The organism is Tsukamurella sp. NPDC003166, assembly GCF_040611135.1.
In the GTDB taxonomy this organism is placed as follows: domain Bacteria; phylum Actinomycetota; class Actinomycetes; order Mycobacteriales; family Mycobacteriaceae; genus Tsukamurella.
This window is the reverse complement of sequence record NZ_JBEXNL010000021.1, coordinates 39,601-58,757: the sequence shown is the minus strand read 5'-3', so window position 1 is coordinate 58,757 and position 19,157 is coordinate 39,601. Positions and strand designations below refer to the sequence as shown.

The 19,157-nt window shown below is 69.8% G+C and carries 18 protein-coding genes and 1 pseudogene; 12 read left to right on the top strand and 7 right to left on the bottom strand.

The features are described from left to right. Positions 1-138 precede the first annotated feature (138 nt). Positions 139-645, top strand: coding sequence for an FBP domain-containing protein (locus ABZX10_RS19655; protein ID WP_355543803.1), 507 nt, complete (start codon positions 139-141; stop codon positions 643-645). Between the two features lie 6 nt (positions 646-651). Here ABZX10_RS19655 and ABZX10_RS19650 read toward each other — a convergent pair whose 3' ends face one another. Together ABZX10_RS19650 and ABZX10_RS19645 are read right to left on the bottom strand one after the other, a co-directional pair. Continuing rightward, positions 652-1,908 carry an oxygenase MpaB family protein gene (locus ABZX10_RS19650; RefSeq protein ID WP_355543800.1) on the bottom strand — a complete coding sequence of 419 codons (1,257 nt, stop codon included), beginning with the start codon at positions 1,906-1,908 and terminating at the stop codon, positions 652-654. 69 nt (positions 1,909-1,977) lie between these two features. Then, positions 1,978-2,874: an exodeoxyribonuclease III gene (locus tag ABZX10_RS19645; RefSeq protein ID WP_355543797.1), complete on the bottom strand. Its 897-nt coding sequence runs from the start codon at positions 2,872-2,874 to the stop codon at positions 1,978-1,980. A 60-nt stretch (positions 2,875-2,934) separates the two neighbouring features. On the opposite strand from ABZX10_RS19645, the gene ABZX10_RS19640 reads away from it, so the two are divergent. From ABZX10_RS19640 to ABZX10_RS19630, 3 genes are all read left to right on the top strand, one after another. Further along, on the top strand, positions 2,935-3,753 hold the full coding sequence (locus tag ABZX10_RS19640; protein WP_355543794.1) for a squalene/phytoene synthase family protein: 819 nt from the start codon (positions 2,935-2,937) through the stop codon (positions 3,751-3,753). Positions 3,754-3,932: 179 nt separating this feature from the next. Continuing rightward, the gene (locus tag ABZX10_RS19635; protein WP_355543791.1) at positions 3,933-4,931 is read left to right on the top strand and encodes a hypothetical protein; all 999 of its coding nucleotides are present in this window, start codon (positions 3,933-3,935) and stop codon (positions 4,929-4,931) included. Continuing rightward, positions 4,928-5,254, top strand: coding sequence for a PadR family transcriptional regulator (locus ABZX10_RS19630; RefSeq protein ID WP_355543788.1), 327 nt, complete (start codon positions 4,928-4,930; stop codon positions 5,252-5,254). The genes ABZX10_RS19635 and ABZX10_RS19630 overlap by 4 nt, the downstream gene beginning before the upstream one ends. A gap of 220 nt (positions 5,255-5,474) precedes the next feature. On the opposite strand, the gene ABZX10_RS19625 is transcribed toward ABZX10_RS19630, so the two are convergent. Genes ABZX10_RS19625 through ABZX10_RS19610 form a run of 4 tightly spaced genes read right to left on the bottom strand, consistent with a single transcriptional unit; the run spans position 5,475 to position 9,316 of the window. Beyond that, positions 5,475-6,383 (bottom strand): alpha/beta fold hydrolase, encoded by a 909-nt coding sequence (locus ABZX10_RS19625; protein WP_355543785.1) that lies wholly within the window; start codon positions 6,381-6,383, stop codon positions 5,475-5,477. Further along, the gene (locus tag ABZX10_RS19620; protein ID WP_355543782.1) at positions 6,380-7,276 is read right to left on the bottom strand and encodes an alpha/beta fold hydrolase; all 897 of its coding nucleotides are present in this window, start codon (positions 7,274-7,276) and stop codon (positions 6,380-6,382) included. The genes ABZX10_RS19625 and ABZX10_RS19620 overlap by 4 nt, the downstream gene beginning before the upstream one ends. 10 nt (positions 7,277-7,286) lie before the next feature. After that, positions 7,287-8,423, bottom strand: a complete 1,137-nt coding sequence (locus ABZX10_RS19615) for a PDR/VanB family oxidoreductase (RefSeq protein WP_355543779.1) — start codon at positions 8,421-8,423, stop codon at positions 7,287-7,289. Next, entirely contained in the window at positions 8,420-9,316 is an 897-nt protein-coding gene (locus ABZX10_RS19610; protein ID WP_355543776.1) for a metal-dependent hydrolase, read from the bottom strand. The genes ABZX10_RS19615 and ABZX10_RS19610 overlap by 4 nt, the downstream gene beginning before the upstream one ends. A 157-nt stretch (positions 9,317-9,473) precedes the next feature. Here ABZX10_RS19610 and ABZX10_RS19605 point away from each other — a divergent pair, with 157 nt between their 5' ends. From ABZX10_RS19605 to ABZX10_RS19595, 3 genes are all read left to right on the top strand, one after another. Next, a complete protein-coding gene (locus ABZX10_RS19605; protein ID WP_355543773.1) occupies positions 9,474-9,824 on the top strand; it encodes a metalloregulator ArsR/SmtB family transcription factor in 351 nt (116 codons plus the stop codon). A 20-nt stretch (positions 9,825-9,844) separates the two neighbouring features. Further along, entirely contained in the window at positions 9,845-10,327 is a 483-nt protein-coding gene (locus ABZX10_RS19600) for an SRPBCC domain-containing protein (RefSeq protein WP_355543770.1), read from the top strand. Positions 10,328-10,455: 128 nt separating this feature from the next. Next, entirely contained in the window at positions 10,456-10,665 is a 210-nt protein-coding gene (locus tag ABZX10_RS19595) for a hypothetical protein (protein ID WP_355543767.1), read from the top strand. 61 nt (positions 10,666-10,726) lie between these two features. Here ABZX10_RS19595 and crtI read toward each other — a convergent pair whose 3' ends face one another. Beyond that, positions 10,727-12,250 (bottom strand): phytoene desaturase family protein, encoded by a 1,524-nt coding sequence (crtI, locus tag ABZX10_RS19590; protein ID WP_355543764.1) that lies wholly within the window; start codon positions 12,248-12,250, stop codon positions 10,727-10,729. An 82-nt stretch (positions 12,251-12,332) separates the two neighbouring features. On the opposite strand from crtI, the pseudogene ABZX10_RS19585 reads away from it, so the two are divergent. The 5 genes and pseudogenes from ABZX10_RS19585 to dnaJ form a co-directional block, all read left to right on the top strand. Beyond that, positions 12,333-12,584 (top strand): annotated as a pseudogene (locus tag ABZX10_RS19585) (heavy metal translocating P-type ATPase); the annotation flags it as partial. Positions 12,585-12,826: 242 nt separating this feature from the next. Next, positions 12,827-15,157, top strand: a complete 2,331-nt coding sequence (gene lon / locus ABZX10_RS19580) for an endopeptidase La (RefSeq protein WP_355543761.1) — start codon at positions 12,827-12,829, stop codon at positions 15,155-15,157. Positions 15,158-15,481: 324 nt separating this feature from the next. Beyond that, positions 15,482-17,317, top strand: a complete 1,836-nt coding sequence (dnaK, locus tag ABZX10_RS19575; RefSeq protein WP_355543758.1) for a molecular chaperone DnaK — start codon at positions 15,482-15,484, stop codon at positions 17,315-17,317. Continuing rightward, on the top strand, positions 17,317-17,889 hold the full coding sequence (gene grpE / locus ABZX10_RS19570) for a nucleotide exchange factor GrpE (RefSeq protein ID WP_355543755.1): 573 nt from the start codon (positions 17,317-17,319) through the stop codon (positions 17,887-17,889). The genes dnaK and grpE overlap by 1 nt, the downstream gene beginning before the upstream one ends. 17 nt (positions 17,890-17,906) lie before the next feature. Further along, the gene (gene dnaJ, locus ABZX10_RS19565) at positions 17,907-19,157 is read left to right on the top strand and encodes a molecular chaperone DnaJ (RefSeq protein ID WP_355543752.1); all 1,251 of its coding nucleotides are present in this window, start codon (positions 17,907-17,909) and stop codon (positions 19,155-19,157) included.

The window sequence follows — 19,157 nt, the reverse complement described above, 5'->3', positions numbered from 1 at the left end:
GAACCGAGGAGGAGTGTCCGGCGCCCTGCGCCACGGCAGATGACCCCGCCCCGCAGCCGATCCGCCAGGACCGGCTGCGCAGCTCTGCCCACACACCTCACCCCGCGCCATCGCGGGTTCAGCGAAACAGGTTCATCCATGGATTCCGTATCCCAGCAGCAGATCGTCGACGCCTTCCGCGGCGCCACCAAGAGCGAGGTCAAGAGGGTCACGTTCCCGGCCGACTTCGACGACATCGATTTCGGCAGGCTCGAGTACCTCGGCTGGCGCGACAGGAAGATCCCGCGCCGCGCCTACGTCGCCGTTCCGACCGACGGGCCCGACGGTGCCGAACTGGTCACCATCCTGCTCACCCAGGCCGAGGCCAAGCCGAAGGCGAAGGCCATGTGCTCCTGGTGCCGCGACGTGAACATCACCAGCCAGGCGGTCCTCTACACCGTCCGACGGGGCGGCGCCGCCGGCCGCAAGGGCGACACCATCGGCATGCTCGTGTGCGAGGACTTCAGCTGCGCCGCGAACGCGCGCAAGCTGCCGCCCGCGTTCCACAAGGGCACCGATGTCGAGCAGATCCGCGAGCAGAACCTCGCTGACCTGCGGACCCGCGTGAACGGATTCGTCGCCGAGGTGCTCAGCACCGAGGAGTAGCGGCCGTCACTTGTACAGGGGCTTACCGTAGTTCGGGTTGTTCCCGGTAGGGATCTCGATGTTGATCGGCCGGAACTCGCCGAGGTACACCAGCTCCAGCGTGTTCGCGAGCTGATCGAACTGGTGGTAGATCTCCGGCGGCATCGCGGTCCGCGTGAGGACGCCCTCGCGGATCGCGATGTAGGTCGGCCAGCCCGCGACGAGCAGGCCCTGCAGCAGCGGCTGCGGCGGCAGTTGCATCCAGTCGGTCAGCTTGTTGCCCAACGAGTACCGGGTGAACGCCTCCAGGGAGGGACGGGAGAGGATCGTGCCGTCGACGGACCTGCCCAGGTCCATCAGCATGCTCGCGATCTTCACCCCCTCCGGTGTCGGGCCCATGATCGAGTCGAGGTCCGCCCGCGCCTGCTTCTCCGCTTGGTCCCAGCTCGACGGGATGTAGGCGTCGTGGATGCCGAGCATGTGGCCGTTCACCTGCCACGAGTGCAGCAGACCGTCGACCTCGTTCTGCGGCAGGTGAACGCCCCAGTTGCGCATGATCCGCATGCCCATCGTCGCCAGCGAGTGCCAGGTGACCATCATGTCGGCCTGCGAGATGGGCTTGGGCTGCTTGTTGACCCGACGCCAGTGCGGCGACTGCGGGAGCAGGTGCCGGACCGCGCTGTGCGTGAGGCGCACCTTCACCGCGGTCGTCGCGGCGCGACCGCCGGGCCCGTACGCACCCACCGCGATCTGGTCGTAGACCAGGCGGTAGGTCTTGGCGATGCGGTCCTTCATGTCCGCGCCGCCTGCCGACCAGTACACCGCCTGCGACTCGCGGGGGATCACCGACATCATCACGCCGCCCGAGAAGCCGATGATGATCGACAGGTACAGGCTGCGGGTGGTGTAGAACGTGTCCGCCCCCTTCATCAGCCGCCAGTCGATCCAGTCCGGGAGCTTCCGCGCCTCCTCGATGAAGTCCCGCACGTCCGAAGGCATTCCGGCGGGCACGGGCTGGTTGTTCGTCTGCCATTGCGCGAGCGCGCGGTTGACTCGCGCCGCGTCGCCCCGGTCGAGGACGGACTTCATCAGTGCGTCGCAGTCGCCGTCCCACGTCTTCTGCGGGTCGGGGGCACCGTCCGCGCGGACGCCCGGCGCGGCGGAGACGATGCGCGTCCCCAGCGTCCCGGCAAGGGCCGCGACGCCCGCCCCGGCCGCTCCTATCCCCGCGGCGTGCAGCACGTCGCGCCGCGAGATGCCCTCCGGTCGCTCGATCTCGCCCATGCCCACTCCCTCTCGCCGGTGACTCGGCGTAGGGTAGCGAGACGGTGTTGCTATCGCAATATTTGCTGGTCAGTCCTTCGACTGAGGCAGTTTCGCACCCTTGGGGCTCACCCGCCCGGCCGACGGTGGCGGCACCATCGGGCCGATGTCACCGTCGGGAGCGGTGTCCAGGTCGAGCATGACGGGGGCGTGGTCCGACGGCCCCTTGCCCTTGCGCGCCTGCCGGTCGATCCAGGCGGCCGCGGTCCGGTCCGCGACGGTGCCGCTGGCCAGGATCAGGTCGATGCGCATGCCGAGGTTCTTGTTGAACATGCCGGCGCGGTAGTCCCAGTACGAGAACACCTGCTCGTGCGGCCAGCGCTCGCGGACCACGTCGCGCAGGCCCAGGGCCTCGAGTGCGGCGATCGCGTCGCGCTCGGGGGCGGTGACGTGCGTGTGGCCGGCGAAGGCCGCGGGGTCGAAGACGTCCTCGTCGGTGGGCGCGATGTTCATGTCGCCGCAGACCAGCTGGGGCACGGTGTCCGTCTTGACCTGCGCGACGAGCGCGACGAGCCACTCCAGTTTGTAGGCGTAGTGGTCGGAGTCGATCTCGCGGCCGTTCGGCGTGTACAGCGAGTGCACGCGGATGCCGGGGTCGTCGGCGCCGCGAATTCCGGCGCCGCAGACGCCCGAGATCGCACGCCCCTCGACGACGCCCTCGTACTCGGGCGCGCCCGGGATTCCGACGACGACGTCCTGCAGGCCCACCTTCGACAGCAGCGCCGAGCCGTTCCACTGCGGCTGGCCCGCAGTGGCGAACGCGTAGCCGCGCTCTTCCAGGTCCGGGCCGATCAGGGTGGCGAAAGCGTCGTCGGTCATCTTCAGTTCCTGCAGGCAGACGACGTCGGGCCGACGCTGGTCCAGCCATTCCAGCAGCCGCCCGTGCCGCTGCTTGACGGAGTTCACATTCCAGGTGGCGACGCGCATGCCCCCACCGTATCGGGGTGCCCTGACAGGTCCGCCGACGCGGTCGGGACACTGGAGGGCATGGATTCGAGCGAGCGGTACCTCCACGCCGCGGTCGCGGCCTCCGCCGTCGTGATCCGCGAGTACTCGACGTCGTTCTCCCTCGCCGCGCGGATGATGCCGCGTCGAGTACGCGACCACATCACCTCCATCTACGCGCTGGTCCGGGTGGCGGACGAGATCGTCGACGGTGCCTGCCCGACCGATCCGCGGGCCCACCTCGACGCCCTGGAGGTGTCGGTCGAGGCGGCGATCTCGGAGGGGTTCAGCGCGAACCTCGTGGTGCACGCCTTCGCCGCGACGGCCCGCGCGACCGGCTTCGGCGCCGAGCTGACCAGGCCCTTCTTCGCGTCCATGCGCGCGGACCTGACCCCCGTGCCGCACACCCCGGAGTCGCTCGCCGCGTACATCCACGGCTCTGCCGAGGTCGTCGGCCTCATGTGCCTGCGCGCCTACCTGGTGGGGGTGGCGCCGTCGGACTACGACCGGCTCGCGCCCGACGCCCTGCGCCTCGGCGCCGCGTTCCAGAAGGTCAACTTCCTGCGCGACCTCACCGACGACGAGCTCCGCCTCGGCCGCGCCTACCTGCCCGAGCTCACGCAGCACGCGTTCGACGGTGCCCTCGACGACGCGGCCGCCGACCTCGCAGCCGGCCGCGCCGGGATCGCGGAGCTCCCGCGGGACGTCCAGCGCGGCGTCCGCGTCGCCGCCGACCTCTACGGGGAGCTCGTGCGCCGCCTCCGGTCCGCCGGGCTCGACGGTGCCCGGTCCGGCCGCGTCCGCGTCCCCGGGCCGCGGAAGGCGGCGGTCCTCGCCCGCTCGGTCGTCGCTCGGCGATGACGGTGTAGTCGCTCGCGCAGGGTGTGCGGCTGCCGCATACCCCGGCGTCACGCCTGGTCAGATCGTGTTTTGCTCCTGGAGGATATTCATTTCATGCATACCCACACCGTCAGCGGTGTTGTCCCTTGCCGTCGCGAATGGTATATCTAGATTCAAATTCGATCTAGGTAGGAGTCGAGATGGAAGCGAAGGACTTCGCTGAGCGGGATGAGAAGTGGGGCAAGCGTTACGTCGTCACCCTCGCGTGGCAGGACGGCGTCGATCGTGAGCTCGTCGTCGCTCGGCAGAACGAGCTCGTCGACTCCATCGCCGCGGCCGGAGTCCCCGCTGACGAGTTGTTCGGCGATCCCGTGGAGCTCGCCCGGGCCGATGCGATCGAATACGGGAGTCCGGACGCCGATGCGGAGGCGGCGGAAGGGCTGGGCATGCGTGACGTCTTCGCCCTGTCTGCGGTGATCCTGCTGATCATGGGAATCGGTGTGGGCGGGATGTTCCTGTTCGACGAGGCGGGCCCCGTCGACATCGGCCTCGGTCCGCTCGCACTCGGGGTCGCCGTCGTGGCGTGCATGATCGCGGGTTCTGCGGCGGTGGCCTTCTACACCGCTGGGCGGGTGCGTTCGGCGACCCGCTTCGCCGTGGGTGCACTCGCGTCCGTTGCCGCCGGCGTCGTCGTCGCTGGAGTAGCCGAGTCGGACTCCGTACTGATCGAGGGAGCGCCCAGGTGGTTGGTCGCGATCTCCTTCCTGCTCCCGAGTGTGCTCGCGGTCGTGGCCTGGCGGCTCGTGCCGGCACGGAAGCCGCAGAGCGCATGGACCGACGACGAGTGGTTCGAGCGATTCCGTGGGGCCTTGCGTGCCAAGGGGGTTCACTGGAGGAATGCGGCGGACTACGAGAGCAACCTGCGAGCGGAGCTGACGACCACCGCGTTCGACGACTTCGGGGCGCCTGGTGCGATGGCGCGACGTCTCGCGGGTGATGCCTCCGGTGCATCGGGTCGATACTGGTGGCGGATGCCGGCCTTCTACCTCGTCCTCGCACTCTTCGCAGCGTTCATGGCGGTCGACGCCGAGGGGAGTGCGAGGGCGTTGAACATCGCTCTGAGTGTGATGCTCGCGATAGGCGTCGTCACGAGCAGCCCGCGGGCATGGCGGGAGCGGACGCGGAAGGTGCCCGGATGAGCACCGCTGCATGGCAGCGGGCGACGTTGCAGCTCTTGATACTCGGCGTGCTCGAGTCGGCGCCGCGGCACGGCTACGGCGTCTCCGCGGCGCTGGTGGAAGTGGGGCTGCAGCCGATCAAAGGCGCGCAGCTGTACCCGGCGTTGGTGAAGCTGGAGAACGACGGCTGCATCGCCGCCGAGTGGCAGCAGAGCGAGTCCGGGCCGGCGCGGAAGGTGTACGAGCTCACCGGCGCCGGCCGCACCGAGCTGGCGCGCCTGCGCGAGGAGTGGCGAGTCTTCACCGCGGCCGCTGCGGCGCTCGGTGCGGCGGCCGCGCACTGAGTCGCTGCGATCAGCCCTTCCCGCTGACGTTTCTGCTTCCTTATAGCGTTGCAACGGTATGAGGAAGCAGAAACGGGCTGAGGACCCCGGTCCGGTGTGGGTGCGACACACGTTCCGCAGGCGCATGCGCCAACGCTGTTGAGGCACTACGAAAACGGAGGGTATGCGTCGGACGCATACCCTCCGTGAACGACTACCACCCCGCGGCGGCGCCGGCGGTCTACTGCGACGCGGCCTTCGGCAGCTCCGCCACGGGATTCCGCTGCAGGAACGCCGTGATCAGCGCGGAGAACTCGCGCGGGCTCTCCAGCTGCGGCATGTGGCCGACGCCGGGAATGAGATGCGTCTCGGCGTGCGGGATCAGCCTCCGCGCGGCCTCGAGATGCGCGGGCGGAAGCACCTTGTCGCGAGCGCCCCAGAGCACCATCGTGGGCCGCGGGGTCCGAGCGATGGTGCGGTGCAGCTCGTCGCGCCAGTCCTGGCGCACGCCGCCGAGCACGGAACCGAGTTCGTCCGCGGTCTTCCACGCGGTGAGGCCGGCGTCGGTCTCGCGGGCGATGGCCATCGCGTGGTCGACCCGTGCGCGGGTGGCGTAGGACTTGTCGGCGAAGATCAGCCGCTCCTGGATGATCGCCCCCGGACGGCTCGGCGTGGTCGCGATCAGCTTGCCCAGCACGGGAACTCCGAGCAGGCGCAGCAGCGGTGTGACCTCCTTGCCGAAGCCCGCGGGGTCCACCAGCGTCATCGACGCGACCAGCTCAGGGTGCCGGGCGAGCAGCGTCATCGTCACCGCACCGCCCAGCGAGTTGCCCGCGACGTGCACGGGGCCCGCGACGTCGAGCGCGGCCAGCGTCTCCGCCACCCCGTCGGCGAGCGCGGTGAGCCCGGCACCGTCGGGATGCGGGGCGGACCAGCCGTACCCTGCGAGGTCGAGTGCGATCAGCCGGTACTCGCCGCGGTGCTGAGCCGGCCCGCTCGGTCCACTCCCGGCGCCGAGCGCCTCGAAGGTCGGGTCCCAATCCTCCAGGCTGCGGGTGATGCCGTGCAGCAGAACCAGAGTGGGCAGCGACGCGTCGCCGGAGGTGCGCACGCGCACCCACCGGCCGCGCACGGGGATCCGAGTGATCATCGGTTGGTCTCGATCCACTCGAAGGTCGCATCCGCCAGCGGACCGGGGTTCTGCGCCACCACCCAGTGCCCGCCGGGCACCGAGACGTGCCGTGACTTCGGCGACTTGTCCAGGCCGGCCAGCTGCAGCGGCGGCGTCACGAACAGGTCGCCCTCGGGCGTCACCACCTGCACCGGCACGGAGGTCGTCGCCTCCGCCGGCTTGAGGAACGGTGCCGGCATGTTGGCGCGGTACAGGTTCAGGCCGTTGGTGAAGTCGCGGTCGCTGCGCGCGTAGCCCTCGGCGACCCTGCCTCCGGTGCCGCGCTTCTCCAGCGTCTCGATCAGCTTCTGGCCCCAGCCGCGCTTGTACAGCGAATCCGCCAGTCCCGGAACGAGGAAGAACGGGATGTACGTCGAGCCCGCCGCCTGGCGCAGTCGTGCCGGCAGATCCTTCGCGCTGCGCACACCCTGCAGGTATTCGCCCGCGTGGTTCAGGTTCGGACCCGACACCGACGTGTACGAGGCGGTCTCGTCCGCCACCGCGGGATCGACGACGGCGTGCCAGCCCTGGATCGAACCCCAGTCGTGGCCGATCAGGTGCACCTTCGACCGGTCGCCGCTCACCTCGCGCACCGCGTCGATCACGCGCGAGACGTCGGAGATCAGGCGGTCGAACCGGTATCCGGCCTTGCCCGCCGGCGCCTCCGACTCGCCCGCGCCGCGCACGTCGTAGGTGTAGACGTTCGCGCGACCGTCCAGCGCCGCCGCCACGCCGTCCCACACGTGGTGGTTGTCGGGGTAGCCGTGGATGGCGACCACCGTGGGGAGCGCGGAATCGTGGGCGCCGTAACGGAAGCCCGCCAGGGTGAGTCCGTCGGAGGTGGTCACGTCGAAGCGGTGCTGGTCAGTCATGGTGTGCGCCTTACAGATCGATGGTCAGATGCGAGCCCGCTGCGCGCGAGACGCAGGTCAGCATCTGGCCCTGCTCCCGCTCGAAGGGCGTCAGGGTCTTGTCGCGGTGGTCGACGGTGCCCTCGGTCACCGTCATCCGGCAGGTGCCGCAGAAGCCCTGCTTGCAGGAGTACGGGGCGTCGGGCTTGGCCTTGAGAATCGCGGCCAGCAGCGTCTCGTCCGCGGCCACGTCGAGCGTGATGTCGGAGGCGGACAGCGTTGCGGTGAACGGCTTACCGTCGACGACGGGCGGTGCGGAGAACCGCTCGTAGTGCAGCTCGACATCCGTGCGGCCGATCAGGCCGACGCGCAGCGACTCGAGCATCGGGATCGGTCCGCACGCGTATAGCGCGGTGGGGCCGGGGGTGTCGCCGATGAGGACGTCGGCGGTGGGGATGCCGTGCTCGTCGTCGGTGCGGACCTCGACCTTGTCACCGAACGTCGCCACCTCGGCGATGAACGGGATGGTGTCCGTGGACCTTCCGGTGTACAGCATCGACCAGCTCAGGCCCAGGCGCTCGGCGGCGATCATCATCGGCAGGATCGGCGTGATGCCGATACCGCCGGCGACGAACCGCAGGTGCTCGGCGGACGATCCGTGGCCGGGCACGGCCATCGGCATGCCGTTGCGCGGGCCCTTGACGGTCACCGTCGCGCCGACGTGCAGGGTCTCGTGCACCTCGACGGAACCGCCACCGCCGCCGGGGATCCGGCGCACGGCGATGCGGTAGGTGTCGGAGTCCGCGGGGTCGCCGCACAGGGAGTACTCGCGCATGCGGCCCGAAGGCAGCAGCAGGTCGAGGTGCGCGCCGGGCGTCCAGCGGGGGAGCGGTGAGTCGTCGGCGGAGACGAAGGTCAGCGCGACGACGTCCTTGTCGTGTGCGACGATCTCGCGGGAGACCACCCGCAGGTCGCGGGACGTGCTGGGCGCGGCGAGGTTCCGCGGCTTCATCAGGTGCGCGAACGCCGGGATGGTCACGCCGAAGAAGGCGTTGGCGAAGCGCAGCAGCGGGTCGTGCTTCCAGCGGCCGTAGAGGTGCGGAGGGACCTCGGTGACCGGTTCGCCCCAGGGGCGGAAGACCGACGGTGCCTTCTTCTCGCCCGTCATCCGTTCGCCGCCCGGGCGGCCGGCGACGTCGCGAGGTACGCCACGGCCTGCGCGGTCGACCCGATCGACGCCGGGTCGAAGTTCGGCTTGAAGTAGATGAGCGTGAACTTCACGACGTCCCGCAGCTTCGGCAGGATGTTCTTGTGCGAGCCCTTGAGGTACTCCCACCACAGCCGCGGGTAGGAGTAGCTGAAGTTCGGGTCCTTGCGCAGCATGTACCCGGAGGTGCGGTGCAGCGCGAGGATGAGGAAGACGATGCCCACGATCATCGCGCGGCAGCGGTGGAAGTAGCTGGGGTCGAAGTAGTTCGCCACGTCGTGCGCGACGGACCGGTGCTCGACCTCTTCGGCGCCGTGCCAGCGACAGATGTCGGCCATCGTCGGGTCGACGTCGAACTCGTCCCACGCGTTGTTGAGTGCGAAGACGCCCAAGATGGCCGTGTAGTGCTCGACGGCCGCGATCAGCCACAGCCGCTGGACCATGTCGTTGTACTGGGCGCGATCGGAGTGGTAGGTCCGCGGCGCGAGGATCTTGCGGAAGATGTACTCGAACTGCCGGGCCACGGGCTTGGTGTCGATGCCGCACCGCTCCAGGTACTCCGAGAGCGCGCGGTCGTGCGACTCGGCGTGCATGGCCTCCTGGCCGATGAAGCCGCGCATCGTCCGGGCGAGGTTCTCGTCCTTCACGAAGGGCAGCGCCTCGGTGTAGACCTCGCAGAACCAGCGCTCGCCCTCGGGGAGGACGGAGTGCAGGATGCTGCTGATGATGTCGCTGGCCACGGGCTCGCCGGGGATCCATTCGAGCGGGACGTTCTCCCAATCGAAGCTGACGTTGCGAGCATGGATCTCGACCTCGGCGGGCTCGTGCTGTGCAGCCTTGGCGCGCGAACTCATCGGTGTGACTCCTTCCGCGGGTGTCCTGACGTTCAACACCCTGGTGTCAAGTGTGCGCCATCCTGCGGTGAGAGCGCCCGGCACGAAATCTATCACTTTCCTGCACCGGTGCAGAACCGCTTGCGCCGTCATTGTGACGGCCGTAACGTACAACGTGATGGTTGTAGATGAACTGGCGCCGGACGAGGTGGACCGCCTCTTCCACGCCCTCGCGGATCGCACCCGGCGCGACATCGTGGTCCGGGTGATCGAGCGGGAGTGCTCCGTCTCGGAACTCGCCCGCGGTTACGACATGAGCTTCGCGGCGGTGCAGAAACATGTGGCGGTGCTCGAGCGGGCGGGCCTGGTCACGAAGCTGCGACGGGGCCGCGAGGCCCTGGTCCGCCCCGACATGCAGACCATCGCGCGCGGCGCCCGCCTGCTGCGCGGCTACGAGGACCTCTGGCGGGGACGGGTCGCGCGGATGGATGCGCTGCTCGAGCCGCCACGGACCGAACCGACCGACTGACTCGACCAAGGAGTTCCGCCATGCCCGTGCTCACCACCGGCGCCGATCGCGACGCGCTGACATTCACCCTCGAGGCGGAGTTCGCCGCCTCGCCCGAGAAGGTCTGGCAGCTCTGGGAGGATCCCCGACTGCTGGAGAAGTGGTGGGGCCCGCCCACGTGGCCGGCCACCTTCGTGCGGCACGAGCTCCGCCCCGGCGGCGAGTCGCGCTACTACATGACCGGCCCGGATGGGACGAGGGCCGCGGGGTGGTGGTCCACCGACTCGACGGAGGCCCCGTCGACCTTCACCTTCCGCGACGGCTTCGCCGGAGACGACGGCGAGCCCGTCGACCCCGAGGACTACTCCGTGAACACGGTCGTCCTCACGGCCTCGGGGAGATCGACGCGGATGGAACTCGTCGCCGTCCACCGCACGCTCGAGCAGCTCGAGCGGGTGCTGGAGATGGGCATGGCGGAGGGGATGACCGAGGCGATGAACCAGATCGACGCCCTCCTCGCCTGAACGTGTGTGCGATCGTCCCCGCTCGGCGAGGACGATCGCACACGGCCGCCGGCCCGATAGGTCCGCCCGACTGTGCGCTCAACTGAATATCGCTTGGCCCGTGTTCCGCGACAGCGCAGAATGGACGGGTGTACCTGACCGTCTCCACGACCCGTACCCCCGCGACCGACCTGGGATTCCTGCTGCACAAGCATCCCGATCGGGTGCAGCAGTTCTCGCAGCCCTTCGGCACGGCCACGGTGTTCTACCCCGAGGCGTCGGAGGAGCGGTGCACGGCCGCGCTGCTGCTGGAGGTGGATCCGATCGCGCTCGCGAAGCGCCGTCTTCGTGACGGCTGAGCCCTTCGCACTCGACTTCGACCCTGTGGAGCTGCTGGAGTGGTCCGCGCGGTAGGTCGCGTCACCGTGCGGTGATCGCCTCCGCTGCCAGCCGGCCGGAGATGAGCGCCGGCGGAACGCCGACGCCGGGGTGCGTCATCGACCCGGCGAGCACCGCGTTCGCGATGCCGGGGACGCGCTGGGGGCGGCGCAGCGGCCCGGTCTGGCGCAGGGTGTGCGCCGCGGCGAACGGGGTACCGGCGGACATGCCCTGGCGCGCCCAGTCCGCGGGCGTGTCCACCCGCAGGATCTCCCCGGAGTCGATGCCGCGGTAGCCGCGGCGCGAGAGGGTCCGCAGCACGTCGCGCACGTAGTCGACGCCGATGGAATCCCAATCCAGCGGGGCTGATTCGAGGTTCGGGCAGGGGGCGAGCACGGACACGACGGAGCCCTCGCCTGTCTCATGCGGCCCGCTCGCCGCGCTCGCGCCGCCGATCGTGATCGACGGTCTGGTGACGAGGAACGACGGGTCGCTCATCAGCCGCCCGCGGCCCCGCGTCGCGGTGATCTCGGCGAACGTCCGCTCCCACGCGGCGCCGAAGTCGAGCGTGTGGTGCGCCTGCGTCGGCCAGTGGTCCTGCAGGTCCGGGTCCACGTCGAGATGCGCGACGACCGCCGACGGCGAGAGCCGCACCCGCCGGGGCGCGCGTCCGCCGAGCGGCGCGAGGAGCCGGTCCGTCACGGGGGAGTCGGCGGTGAGCACCACCCCGTCGAACGGCAGTTGGTGCACGCCTGCGCTCGTCCGATCCGCCCCGCTCGTTCCGCGCCCGGCGCCGAGCGAGCGTGCGCGGAGCCCGGTCACGCGCCCGCGCCGGCCGTCGAGGCCGATCACCTCGTGGTCGAGCAGAACCGCGCCCCCGGCGCGCCGCACCTGGTCCGCCATCACGGACGCGACGCGGCCCATGCCCGCCCGCGGGTACCAGACGCCGAGGCCCACATCCATGTGCGAGATCACCGCGTACACCGCCCGCGCCGCCGACGGCGCGACGCCCGCGTAGAGCGCCTGGAAGGTGAGCATGCGGCGGGCGCGCGAGTCGTCGACGCGGCGGTCCACCTGGTGCTGCATCGAGCGCAGCGCACCGAGTCGCACCAGCTTCCCGAGCCGGGCCAGGTCCCGCGGGTTCGCGTACGAGCGCCACGCGGCGTCGCCGCCGATGAACCGCTCGTAGGCGGCGTCGAACATCGCCTGCTGCCAGCGCATGTGCTCGTCGACGGCGAGGTCGTCGGGCACGTGCAGCACGCTCGGCGGCAGACCGTCCAGCGCGGGGAAGCGGCCCGCGTACGCGGGCGTGACGGGAAGGAGGTCCAGCTCGTCCTCGGCGGCGAAGCGGTCCAGCCCGCCCGCGGCGAGGGCGTCGAAGACGAGCTCCGGCATCGTCAGCACGCTGGCTCCGGGGTCGACGAGGTGCCCGCGGATACGCTCCGTCCCCGCGCGCCCACCGACCTGCGGCGACCGCTCCACGACGGTGACCCGATGGCCCGCCCCGAGCAGGTGCAGCGCCGCCGACAGTCCGGACAGTCCCGCCCCGATGATTCCGATGTGCACGGGACGAGTCTAGAAAGGCTGCACAGAAATAGATTGCAATGCATGCATATGTGGCATGCGCTCAAGACATGAGCGCAGGGCGTTCGCGGTGCGGCTGAGCCGGCGGACCAGCCGGATCATCCGGCAGAACCTCATCGCCGCGCTCGGCATCGTCGTCTTCTTGGTGACCGTCACCTTCTTCGGCATGCCGATGGGGCCGGTGGTCTTCATCCACGAGCGCTCGACGCTCATCGTCGTGGCCAACGCGCGGCGGCTGCTGCGCTTCGAGGTGGGTAGGGAGCACGAAGGGGGCGAGCACGAGGCGCGCCCCGAGCGGGAGCCCGTGGCCGCCTGATCGGGGGAAGCGCAGCGGAGCACGAGGCGCGCCCCGAACGCGAGCCGGTGGCCGCGTGACGCCCGGCTGAATGTCCGGTCATTCCTTCTCACGATGATGAGAAGGAATGACCGGACATTTTTGTGGCCGCCCGCCCATCGCTCAAAGGGGCTGTCCCGGCGCGCTTTCGCCGACGGCGAACGCGCGGAACAACCCGGGCCGGCGCCGACGTTGAGCGGGGCAGACTGAACTTTGGAGGTCCCATGTCTGAGCAGATGACTCTGCCCGTTCTCTTCGTTCCCGACCTCGTGGTGCTGCCCGGCATGGTCGTCCCGATCACGCTCGACGATGCCGCGCAGGCCGCCGTCGATGCCGGCCGCGCCAGCGAGCGCGGCAAGCTCCTCATCGCCCCACGGCAGGGCGACGGTTACCCCACGCACGGCGTCGTCGCGTCGATCGTGCAGGTCGGCCGTGTGCAGGGGCAGTCCGAGTTCGTCGCGGTGCTCCGCGGCGAGCAGCGCGCCCACATCGGGTCGGGCACCACCGGCCCGGGTGCGGCGCTGTGGGTGGAGGTCGACCTCATCGAGGACTCGCCCGTCACCGAGCGCACCAAGGAGCTGGCGGCCGAGTACCGCAAGGTCGTGCTCGCGATGCTGCAGCGCCGTGAGGCGTGGCAGCTCATCGACGCGGTCAACAAGCTCACCGATCCCGCGGCCCTCGCCGACACGTCCGGTTACTCCTCGTGGCTGACCAACGAGCAGAAGCGTGAGCTGCTGGAGACCGGCGACGTCGACGAGCGGTTGCAGCGGCTCATCGACTGGACCGGTGAGCACCTCGCCGAGACCGAGGTCAGCGACAAGATCGCCTCGGATGTGCGCGAGGGTATGGAGAAGCAGCAGAAGGAGTTCCTGCTCCGTCAGCAGCTGAACGCGATCCGCAAGGAACTCGGCGAGGGTGAGCCCGAGGGCTCGGACGACTACCGCGCCCGCGTGGAGGCCGCAGACCTGCCCTCGACGGTCCGCGAGGCCGCGCTGCGTGAGGTCGCCAAGCTCGAGCGCGGCACCGACCAGAGCCCCGAGGCGGGCTGGATCCGGACCTGGCTCGACACCGTGCTCGACCTGCCGTGGAACACGGTGACCGAGGATGCGAGCGACCTCAAGGGCGCCCGCGCGATCCTCGACGCCGACCACCACGGCCTGGACGACGTGAAGGACCGCATCGTCGAGTACCTGGCCGTCCGGACGCGGCGGGCGGAGCGCGGGATGTCCGTGGTCGGTGGCCGCGGGTCGGGCGCCGTCATGGTGCTCGCCGGTCCTCCCGGCGTGGGCAAGACCTCGCTGGGCGAGTCCGTCGCGCGTGCCCTCGGCCGGAAGTTCGTGCGCGTGGCCCTCGGCGGCGTGCGCGACGAGGCGGAGATCCGCGGCCACCGTCGGACCTACGTGGGTGCGCTGCCCGGCCGGATCGTGCGCGCGATCGGCGAGGCGGGATCGATGAATCCCGTTGTGCTGCTGGACGAGATCGACAAGGTGGGCTCCGACTACCGCGGCGATCCCGCGGCGGCGCTGCTCGAGGTACTCGACCCGGCTCAGAACCACACCTTCCGCGACCACTACCTCGACCTCGACCTGGACCTGTCCGACGTGGTCTTCCTGGCGACGGCCAACGTGGTCGAGAACATCCCGTCGGCCCTGCTCGACCGGATGGAGCTCGTCACCATCGACGGGTACACGGAGGACGACAAGGTCGCGATCGCGCGGGACTACCTGGTCCCGCGGCAGCTCGAGCGCGCGGCCCTGACCGCCGACGAGGTGACCGTCACCGACGACGCCCTGCGCGAGATCGCGGCGAACTACACCCGCGAGCCCGGCGTCCGGCAGTTCGAGCGGCTGCTCGCCAAGGCCCTCCGCAAGGTGGCCGTCGAGCAGTCCGACGGTGCCGAGCGCATCGTCGTCGATGTGGACTCGCTCGTCGGCTACCTGGGCCGGCCCCGGTTCACCCCGGAGACTGCCGAGCGGACCGAGGTCCCGGGCGTGGCGACGGGTCTGGCCGTGACCGGTATGGGCGGCGACGTCCTGTTCATCGAGGCGCTGCACACGCCCGGCGATTCCGGGCCCGAGCTGAAGCTGACGGGCCAGCTGGGCGACGTGATGAAGGAGTCGGCGCAGATCGCCCTGTCGTACGTGCAGGCGCACGCCGCCGACTTCGGTATCGAGCCGACCGCGCTGACCGGCACGGTGCACATCCACTTCCCGGCCGGCGCCGTCCCCAAGGACGGCCCGTCGGCGGGCGTCACGATGGTCACCGCGCTGGTGTCCATGTTGACGGGGCGCCGCGTGCGCAGCGATGTCGGGATGACCGGCGAGGTCACGCTGAACGGTCGGGTGCTGCCCATCGGCGGCGTCAAGCAGAAGCTGCTGGCCGCGCAGCGCAACGGACTGAAGACGGTCTTCGTGCCCCAGCGCAACGAGACCGACCTCGACGACGTCCCGGCCGAGGTGCTGGATGCGCTCGAGGTGAAGCCGATGGTCGACGTGGCGGAGATCGTCGCGCTGGCACTGGAGCCGGTGACGGAGGGCGCTCAGGTCGCTGCGTAACAGGTTCGACGGTGCGGGCGGGTCGCTTCGGCGGCCCGCCCGCTGTCGCGTCCGTCGTGCGACGCGAACTGTGAGTGAGGTCACAGTGCATCGTCGAGCCCTCTGACCTGCAGAAACAAGACTTGCGCGGAATGGGCTCAACTTTCTCGCGAAACGGGGAACATTCCCGTCCATCCGCCCGTTGGACATGACGTACTACTTGAGCGTGCTTCGCTCAATGGGGTAGAACTGAGGTGTTCGCTCCTTGAGTCGGGGGCGCTGAAGTCTTGTCAGCAGGAAGTAACCATCGGCCGCACGCGGCCGGCAATCAGGAGGCAAATCAATATGGGACGTGCAGTAGGCATCGACCTCGGCACCACCAACTCGTGCGTCGCTGTCCTCGAGGGCGGCGAGGCGGTCGTGATCGCGAACGCCGAGGGCTCGCGGACCACCCCGTCGGTGGTGGCCTTCGCGCGCAACGGTGAGGTGCTGGTGGGTCAGCCCGCCAAGAACCAGGCCGTCACGAACGTCGACCGCACCATCCGCTCGGTCAAGCGCCACATCGGTACGGAGTGGACGCAGAAGATCGACGACAAGGACTACACCAGCCAGGAGATCAGCGCCCGCACGCTGATGAAGCTCAAGCGCGACGCCGAGGCGTACCTGGGCGAGGACGTCACCGACGCCGTCGTCACGGTGCCCGCCTACTTCAACGACGCGCAGCGCCAGGCCACCAAGGAGGCCGGCCAGATCGCGGGCCTGAACGTGCTCCGCATCGTCAACGAGCCCACCGCCGCCGCGCTCGCGTACGGCCTGGACAAGGGTGAGAAGGAGCAGACCATCCTGGTCTTCGACCTCGGTGGCGGCACCTTCGACGTCTCGCTGCTGGAGATCGGCGACGGCGTCGTCGAGGTCCGCGCGACCTCCGGCGACAACAACCTCGGCGGTGACGACTGGGATCAGCGCATCGTCGACTGGCTCGTCGAGAAGTTCAAGGCGCAGCACGGCATCGACCTGACCAAGGACAAGATGGCCATGCAGCGTCTGCGCGAGGCCGCCGAGAAGGCGAAGATCGAGCTGAGCTCGGGCCAGAGCACGTCGATCAACCTGCCGTACATCACGGTGGACGCGGACAAGAACCCGCTCTTCCTCGACGAGAACCTCTCGCGCAGCGAGTTCCAGAAGATCACGGGCGATCTGCTGGAGCGCACCCGCAAGCCCTTCCAGGCGGTCATCAAGGACGCCGGCATCGCCGTGGGCGACATCGACCACGTCGTGCTCGTCGGCGGCTCCACCCGTATGCCCGCCGTGACCGAGCTGGTCAAGGAGCTCACCGGCGGCCAGGAGCCCAACAAGGGCGTCAACCCGGACGAGGTCGTCGCCGTCGGCGCCGCGCTGCAGGCCGGCGTGCTGCGCGGCGAGGTCAAGGACGTGCTGCTGCTCGACGTCACCCCGCTGTCGCTGGGCATCGAGACCAAGGGCGGCGTGATGACCAAGCTCATCGAGCGCAACACCACCATCCCCACCAAGCGGTCCGAGACCTTCACCACGGCCGACGACAACCAGCCGTCGGTGCAGATCCAGGTGTTCCAGGGCGAGCGTGAGATCGCCGCGCACAACAAGCTGCTCGGCAGCTTCGAGCTGACCGGCATCGCGCCGGCTCCGCGCGGCGTGCCGCAGATCGAGGTCACCTTCGACATCGACGCCAACGGCATCGTGCACGTGACCGCGAAGGACAAGGGCACCGGCAAGGAGAACACCATCAAGATCTCCGACGGCAGTGGCCTGTCGCAGGAGGAGATCGACCGGATGATCAAGGACGCCGAGGCGCACGCCGCGGAGGACAAGGCTCGTCGCGAGGAGGCGGAGACCCGCAACCAGGCCGAGTCGCTGGTCAACCAGACCGAGAAGTTCCTCAAGGAGAACGAGGACAAGGTCCCGGCCGAGAACAAGGAGAAGGTCGAGGCTGCGATCAAGGAGGCGAACGAGGCGCTGCAGGGCACCGACATCGCCGCGGTCAAGACTGCCGTCGAGAAGCTGTCGACCGAGTCCCAGGCTCTGGGCCAGGCGATCTACGCCGCGGCCGGTGCCGAGGCCGACGGTGCCGCGGCCGGCGCTCAGCAGGACGACGGTGTCGTGGACGCCGAGGTCGTCGACGAGGATCCGAAGGACGCCAAGTAATGACGAGCCCCGAGAATCCGGTGGAACCGGACGAGGTGACCCCCGAGGCCGTGGCGGAGGAGTCCGCCGCGGCCCCGGCCGGGCCGGACGACGCGGCGCAGGCCGAGGTCGTGGACGGGGCGCCGTCGAGCAAGGAGGCGGAACTCACCGCCGATCTGCAGCGCGTCTCGGCGGAGTTCGCCAACTACCGCAAGCGCACCGCGCGCGAGGTCGTCGACGCCCGCGCCGCGGGCAAGGCCTTCGTCGTGGGTGAGCTGCTCGTGGTCCTCGACGATCTGGACCGGGCCCGCAGTCATGGCGACCTCGAGGCCGGGCCGCTGAAGTCGCTGTCCGACAAGCTCGACGGGGTGCTCAAGGGACTCGGTCTCGAGCCCTTCGGCGCCGAGGGCGACGAGTTCGACCCGTCGATCCACGAGGCCGTGCAGCACGAGGGTGACGGTGCCGATCCCGTTGTGGGGACGGTGCTGCGCCAGGGATATCAGATCGATGGCAAGGTGATCCGCAACGCGATGGTCGCCGTGACGGACCGTCCGGCCGATGCGCCGGGTGAGCCCGCACAGGGCGACTCATAGAAAGGAGGTGATGCCCAGTGGCACAGAGGGAATGGGTCGAACAGGACTTCTACAAGGAGCTGGGCGTCAGCTCCGGCGCGACCGCGGACGAGATCAAGAAGGCCTACCGCAAGCTGGCCCGTGAGCTGCATCCGGACGCGAATCCGGGCAACACGCAGGCCGAGGAGCGGTTCAAGCGGGTCTCGGAGGCGCACGCCGTGCTGTCCGACCCGGCCAAGCGCAAGGAGTACGACGAGACACGGCGCCTGTTCGGCGGCGGTCGCTTCGGTTCCGGCGGGTCGGGCGGCTACGGCGGCGGCGCAGGCGGTTTCGGCACCGGAGGCTTCGGCAACGCCGGGGGCGGTTCGGGAGGCTTCTCCTTCTCGGACATCTTCGACGGTGCCGCCTCGGGTAACGGCGGTGGCGGGGGCTTCGGAGACATCTTCGAGGGCCTCTTCAACCGCGGCGGCGCGGCGCAGGGCGGGCCCGGCCCTCAGGCCACGCGGCCCCGCCGGGGCAGCGATCTCGAGTCGGAGATCACGCTCGGTTTCCGGGATGCGACGCTCGGCGTGACCACGCCGATCACGCTGACCTCGCCGTCGCCGTGCACCACCTGTCACGGTTCCGGCGCCAAGCCGGGCACCAGTCCGCGGGTGTGTCAGTCCTGCAACGGTTCCGGGCTCGTGAGCCGGAACCAGGGGGCGTTCAGCTTCTCCGAGCCGTGCCCGGACTGCCGTGGCACCGGCTCGGTGATCGACGACCCCTGCACCGACTGCAACGGCACCGGCGTCACCGTGCGCACCCGCACGGTGAACGTCAAGATCCCGCCCGGCGTCAAGGACGGCCAGCGCATCCGCCTGGCCGGCCAGGGACAGGCGGGCATGCGCGGGGCACCGTCGGGCGATCTGTTCGTGACCGTGCACGTGAAGGCCGACGAGGTCTTCAGTCGCAACGGAGACGACCTCCTGGTCACCCTGCCCGTCAGCTTCTCGGAGCTGGCGCTGGGCGCCACCGTCACGGTACCGACGCTGACGCAGTCCGTGGGTGTGAAGATCCCGGCGGGTACCACCGACGGCCGCACCCTGCGGGTGCGCGGTCGGGGTGTGCCCAAGCGGTCCGGCGGTCAGGGCGACCTGCTCGTCAAGGTACAGGTGGCGGTTCCGTCGTCGCTCGACGATCGGGCCCAGGAGGCGCTGCGCGCCTACACCGAGGCCGAGCGGGCGAGTGGATTCGATCCGCGCAGTGGCTGGGCCGGTGCGGCGGGCGGCGCGAGCGGTTCGGGGGCGTGA

What these genes read in the sequence shown, in the direction of transcription:
- ABZX10_RS19630 (WP_355543788.1), top strand. Translation starts at nt 4,928, where the DNA reads ATGAGCACCGCTGCATGGCAGCGGGCGACGTTGCAGCTCTTGATACTC.
- ABZX10_RS19615 (WP_355543779.1), bottom strand. Translation starts at nt 8,423, where the DNA reads ATGACGGGCGAGAAGAAGGCACCGTCGGTCTTCCGCCCCTGGGGCGAA.
- ABZX10_RS19650 (WP_355543800.1), bottom strand. Translation starts at nt 1,908, where the DNA reads ATGGGCGAGATCGAGCGACCGGAGGGCATCTCGCGGCGCGACGTGCTG.
- grpE (WP_355543755.1), top strand. Translation starts at nt 17,317, where the DNA reads ATGACGAGCCCCGAGAATCCGGTGGAACCGGACGAGGTGACCCCCGAG.
- ABZX10_RS19625 (WP_355543785.1), bottom strand. Translation starts at nt 6,383, where the DNA reads ATGATCACTCGGATCCCCGTGCGCGGCCGGTGGGTGCGCGTGCGCACC.
- ABZX10_RS19640 (WP_355543794.1), top strand. Translation starts at nt 2,935, where the DNA reads ATGGATTCGAGCGAGCGGTACCTCCACGCCGCGGTCGCGGCCTCCGCC.
- dnaK (WP_355543758.1), top strand. Translation starts at nt 15,482, where the DNA reads ATGGGACGTGCAGTAGGCATCGACCTCGGCACCACCAACTCGTGCGTC.
- ABZX10_RS19610 (WP_355543776.1), bottom strand. Translation starts at nt 9,316, where the DNA reads ATGAGTTCGCGCGCCAAGGCTGCACAGCACGAGCCCGCCGAGGTCGAG.
- lon (WP_355543761.1), top strand. Translation starts at nt 12,827, where the DNA reads ATGTCTGAGCAGATGACTCTGCCCGTTCTCTTCGTTCCCGACCTCGTG.
- ABZX10_RS19600 (WP_355543770.1), top strand. Translation starts at nt 9,845, where the DNA reads ATGCCCGTGCTCACCACCGGCGCCGATCGCGACGCGCTGACATTCACC.
- ABZX10_RS19645 (WP_355543797.1), bottom strand. Translation starts at nt 2,874, where the DNA reads ATGCGCGTCGCCACCTGGAATGTGAACTCCGTCAAGCAGCGGCACGGG.
- ABZX10_RS19605 (WP_355543773.1), top strand. Translation starts at nt 9,474, where the DNA reads ATGGTTGTAGATGAACTGGCGCCGGACGAGGTGGACCGCCTCTTCCAC.
- ABZX10_RS19620 (WP_355543782.1), bottom strand. Translation starts at nt 7,276, where the DNA reads ATGACTGACCAGCACCGCTTCGACGTGACCACCTCCGACGGACTCACC.
- ABZX10_RS19635 (WP_355543791.1), top strand. Translation starts at nt 3,933, where the DNA reads ATGGAAGCGAAGGACTTCGCTGAGCGGGATGAGAAGTGGGGCAAGCGT.
- ABZX10_RS19655 (WP_355543803.1), top strand. Translation starts at nt 139, where the DNA reads ATGGATTCCGTATCCCAGCAGCAGATCGTCGACGCCTTCCGCGGCGCC.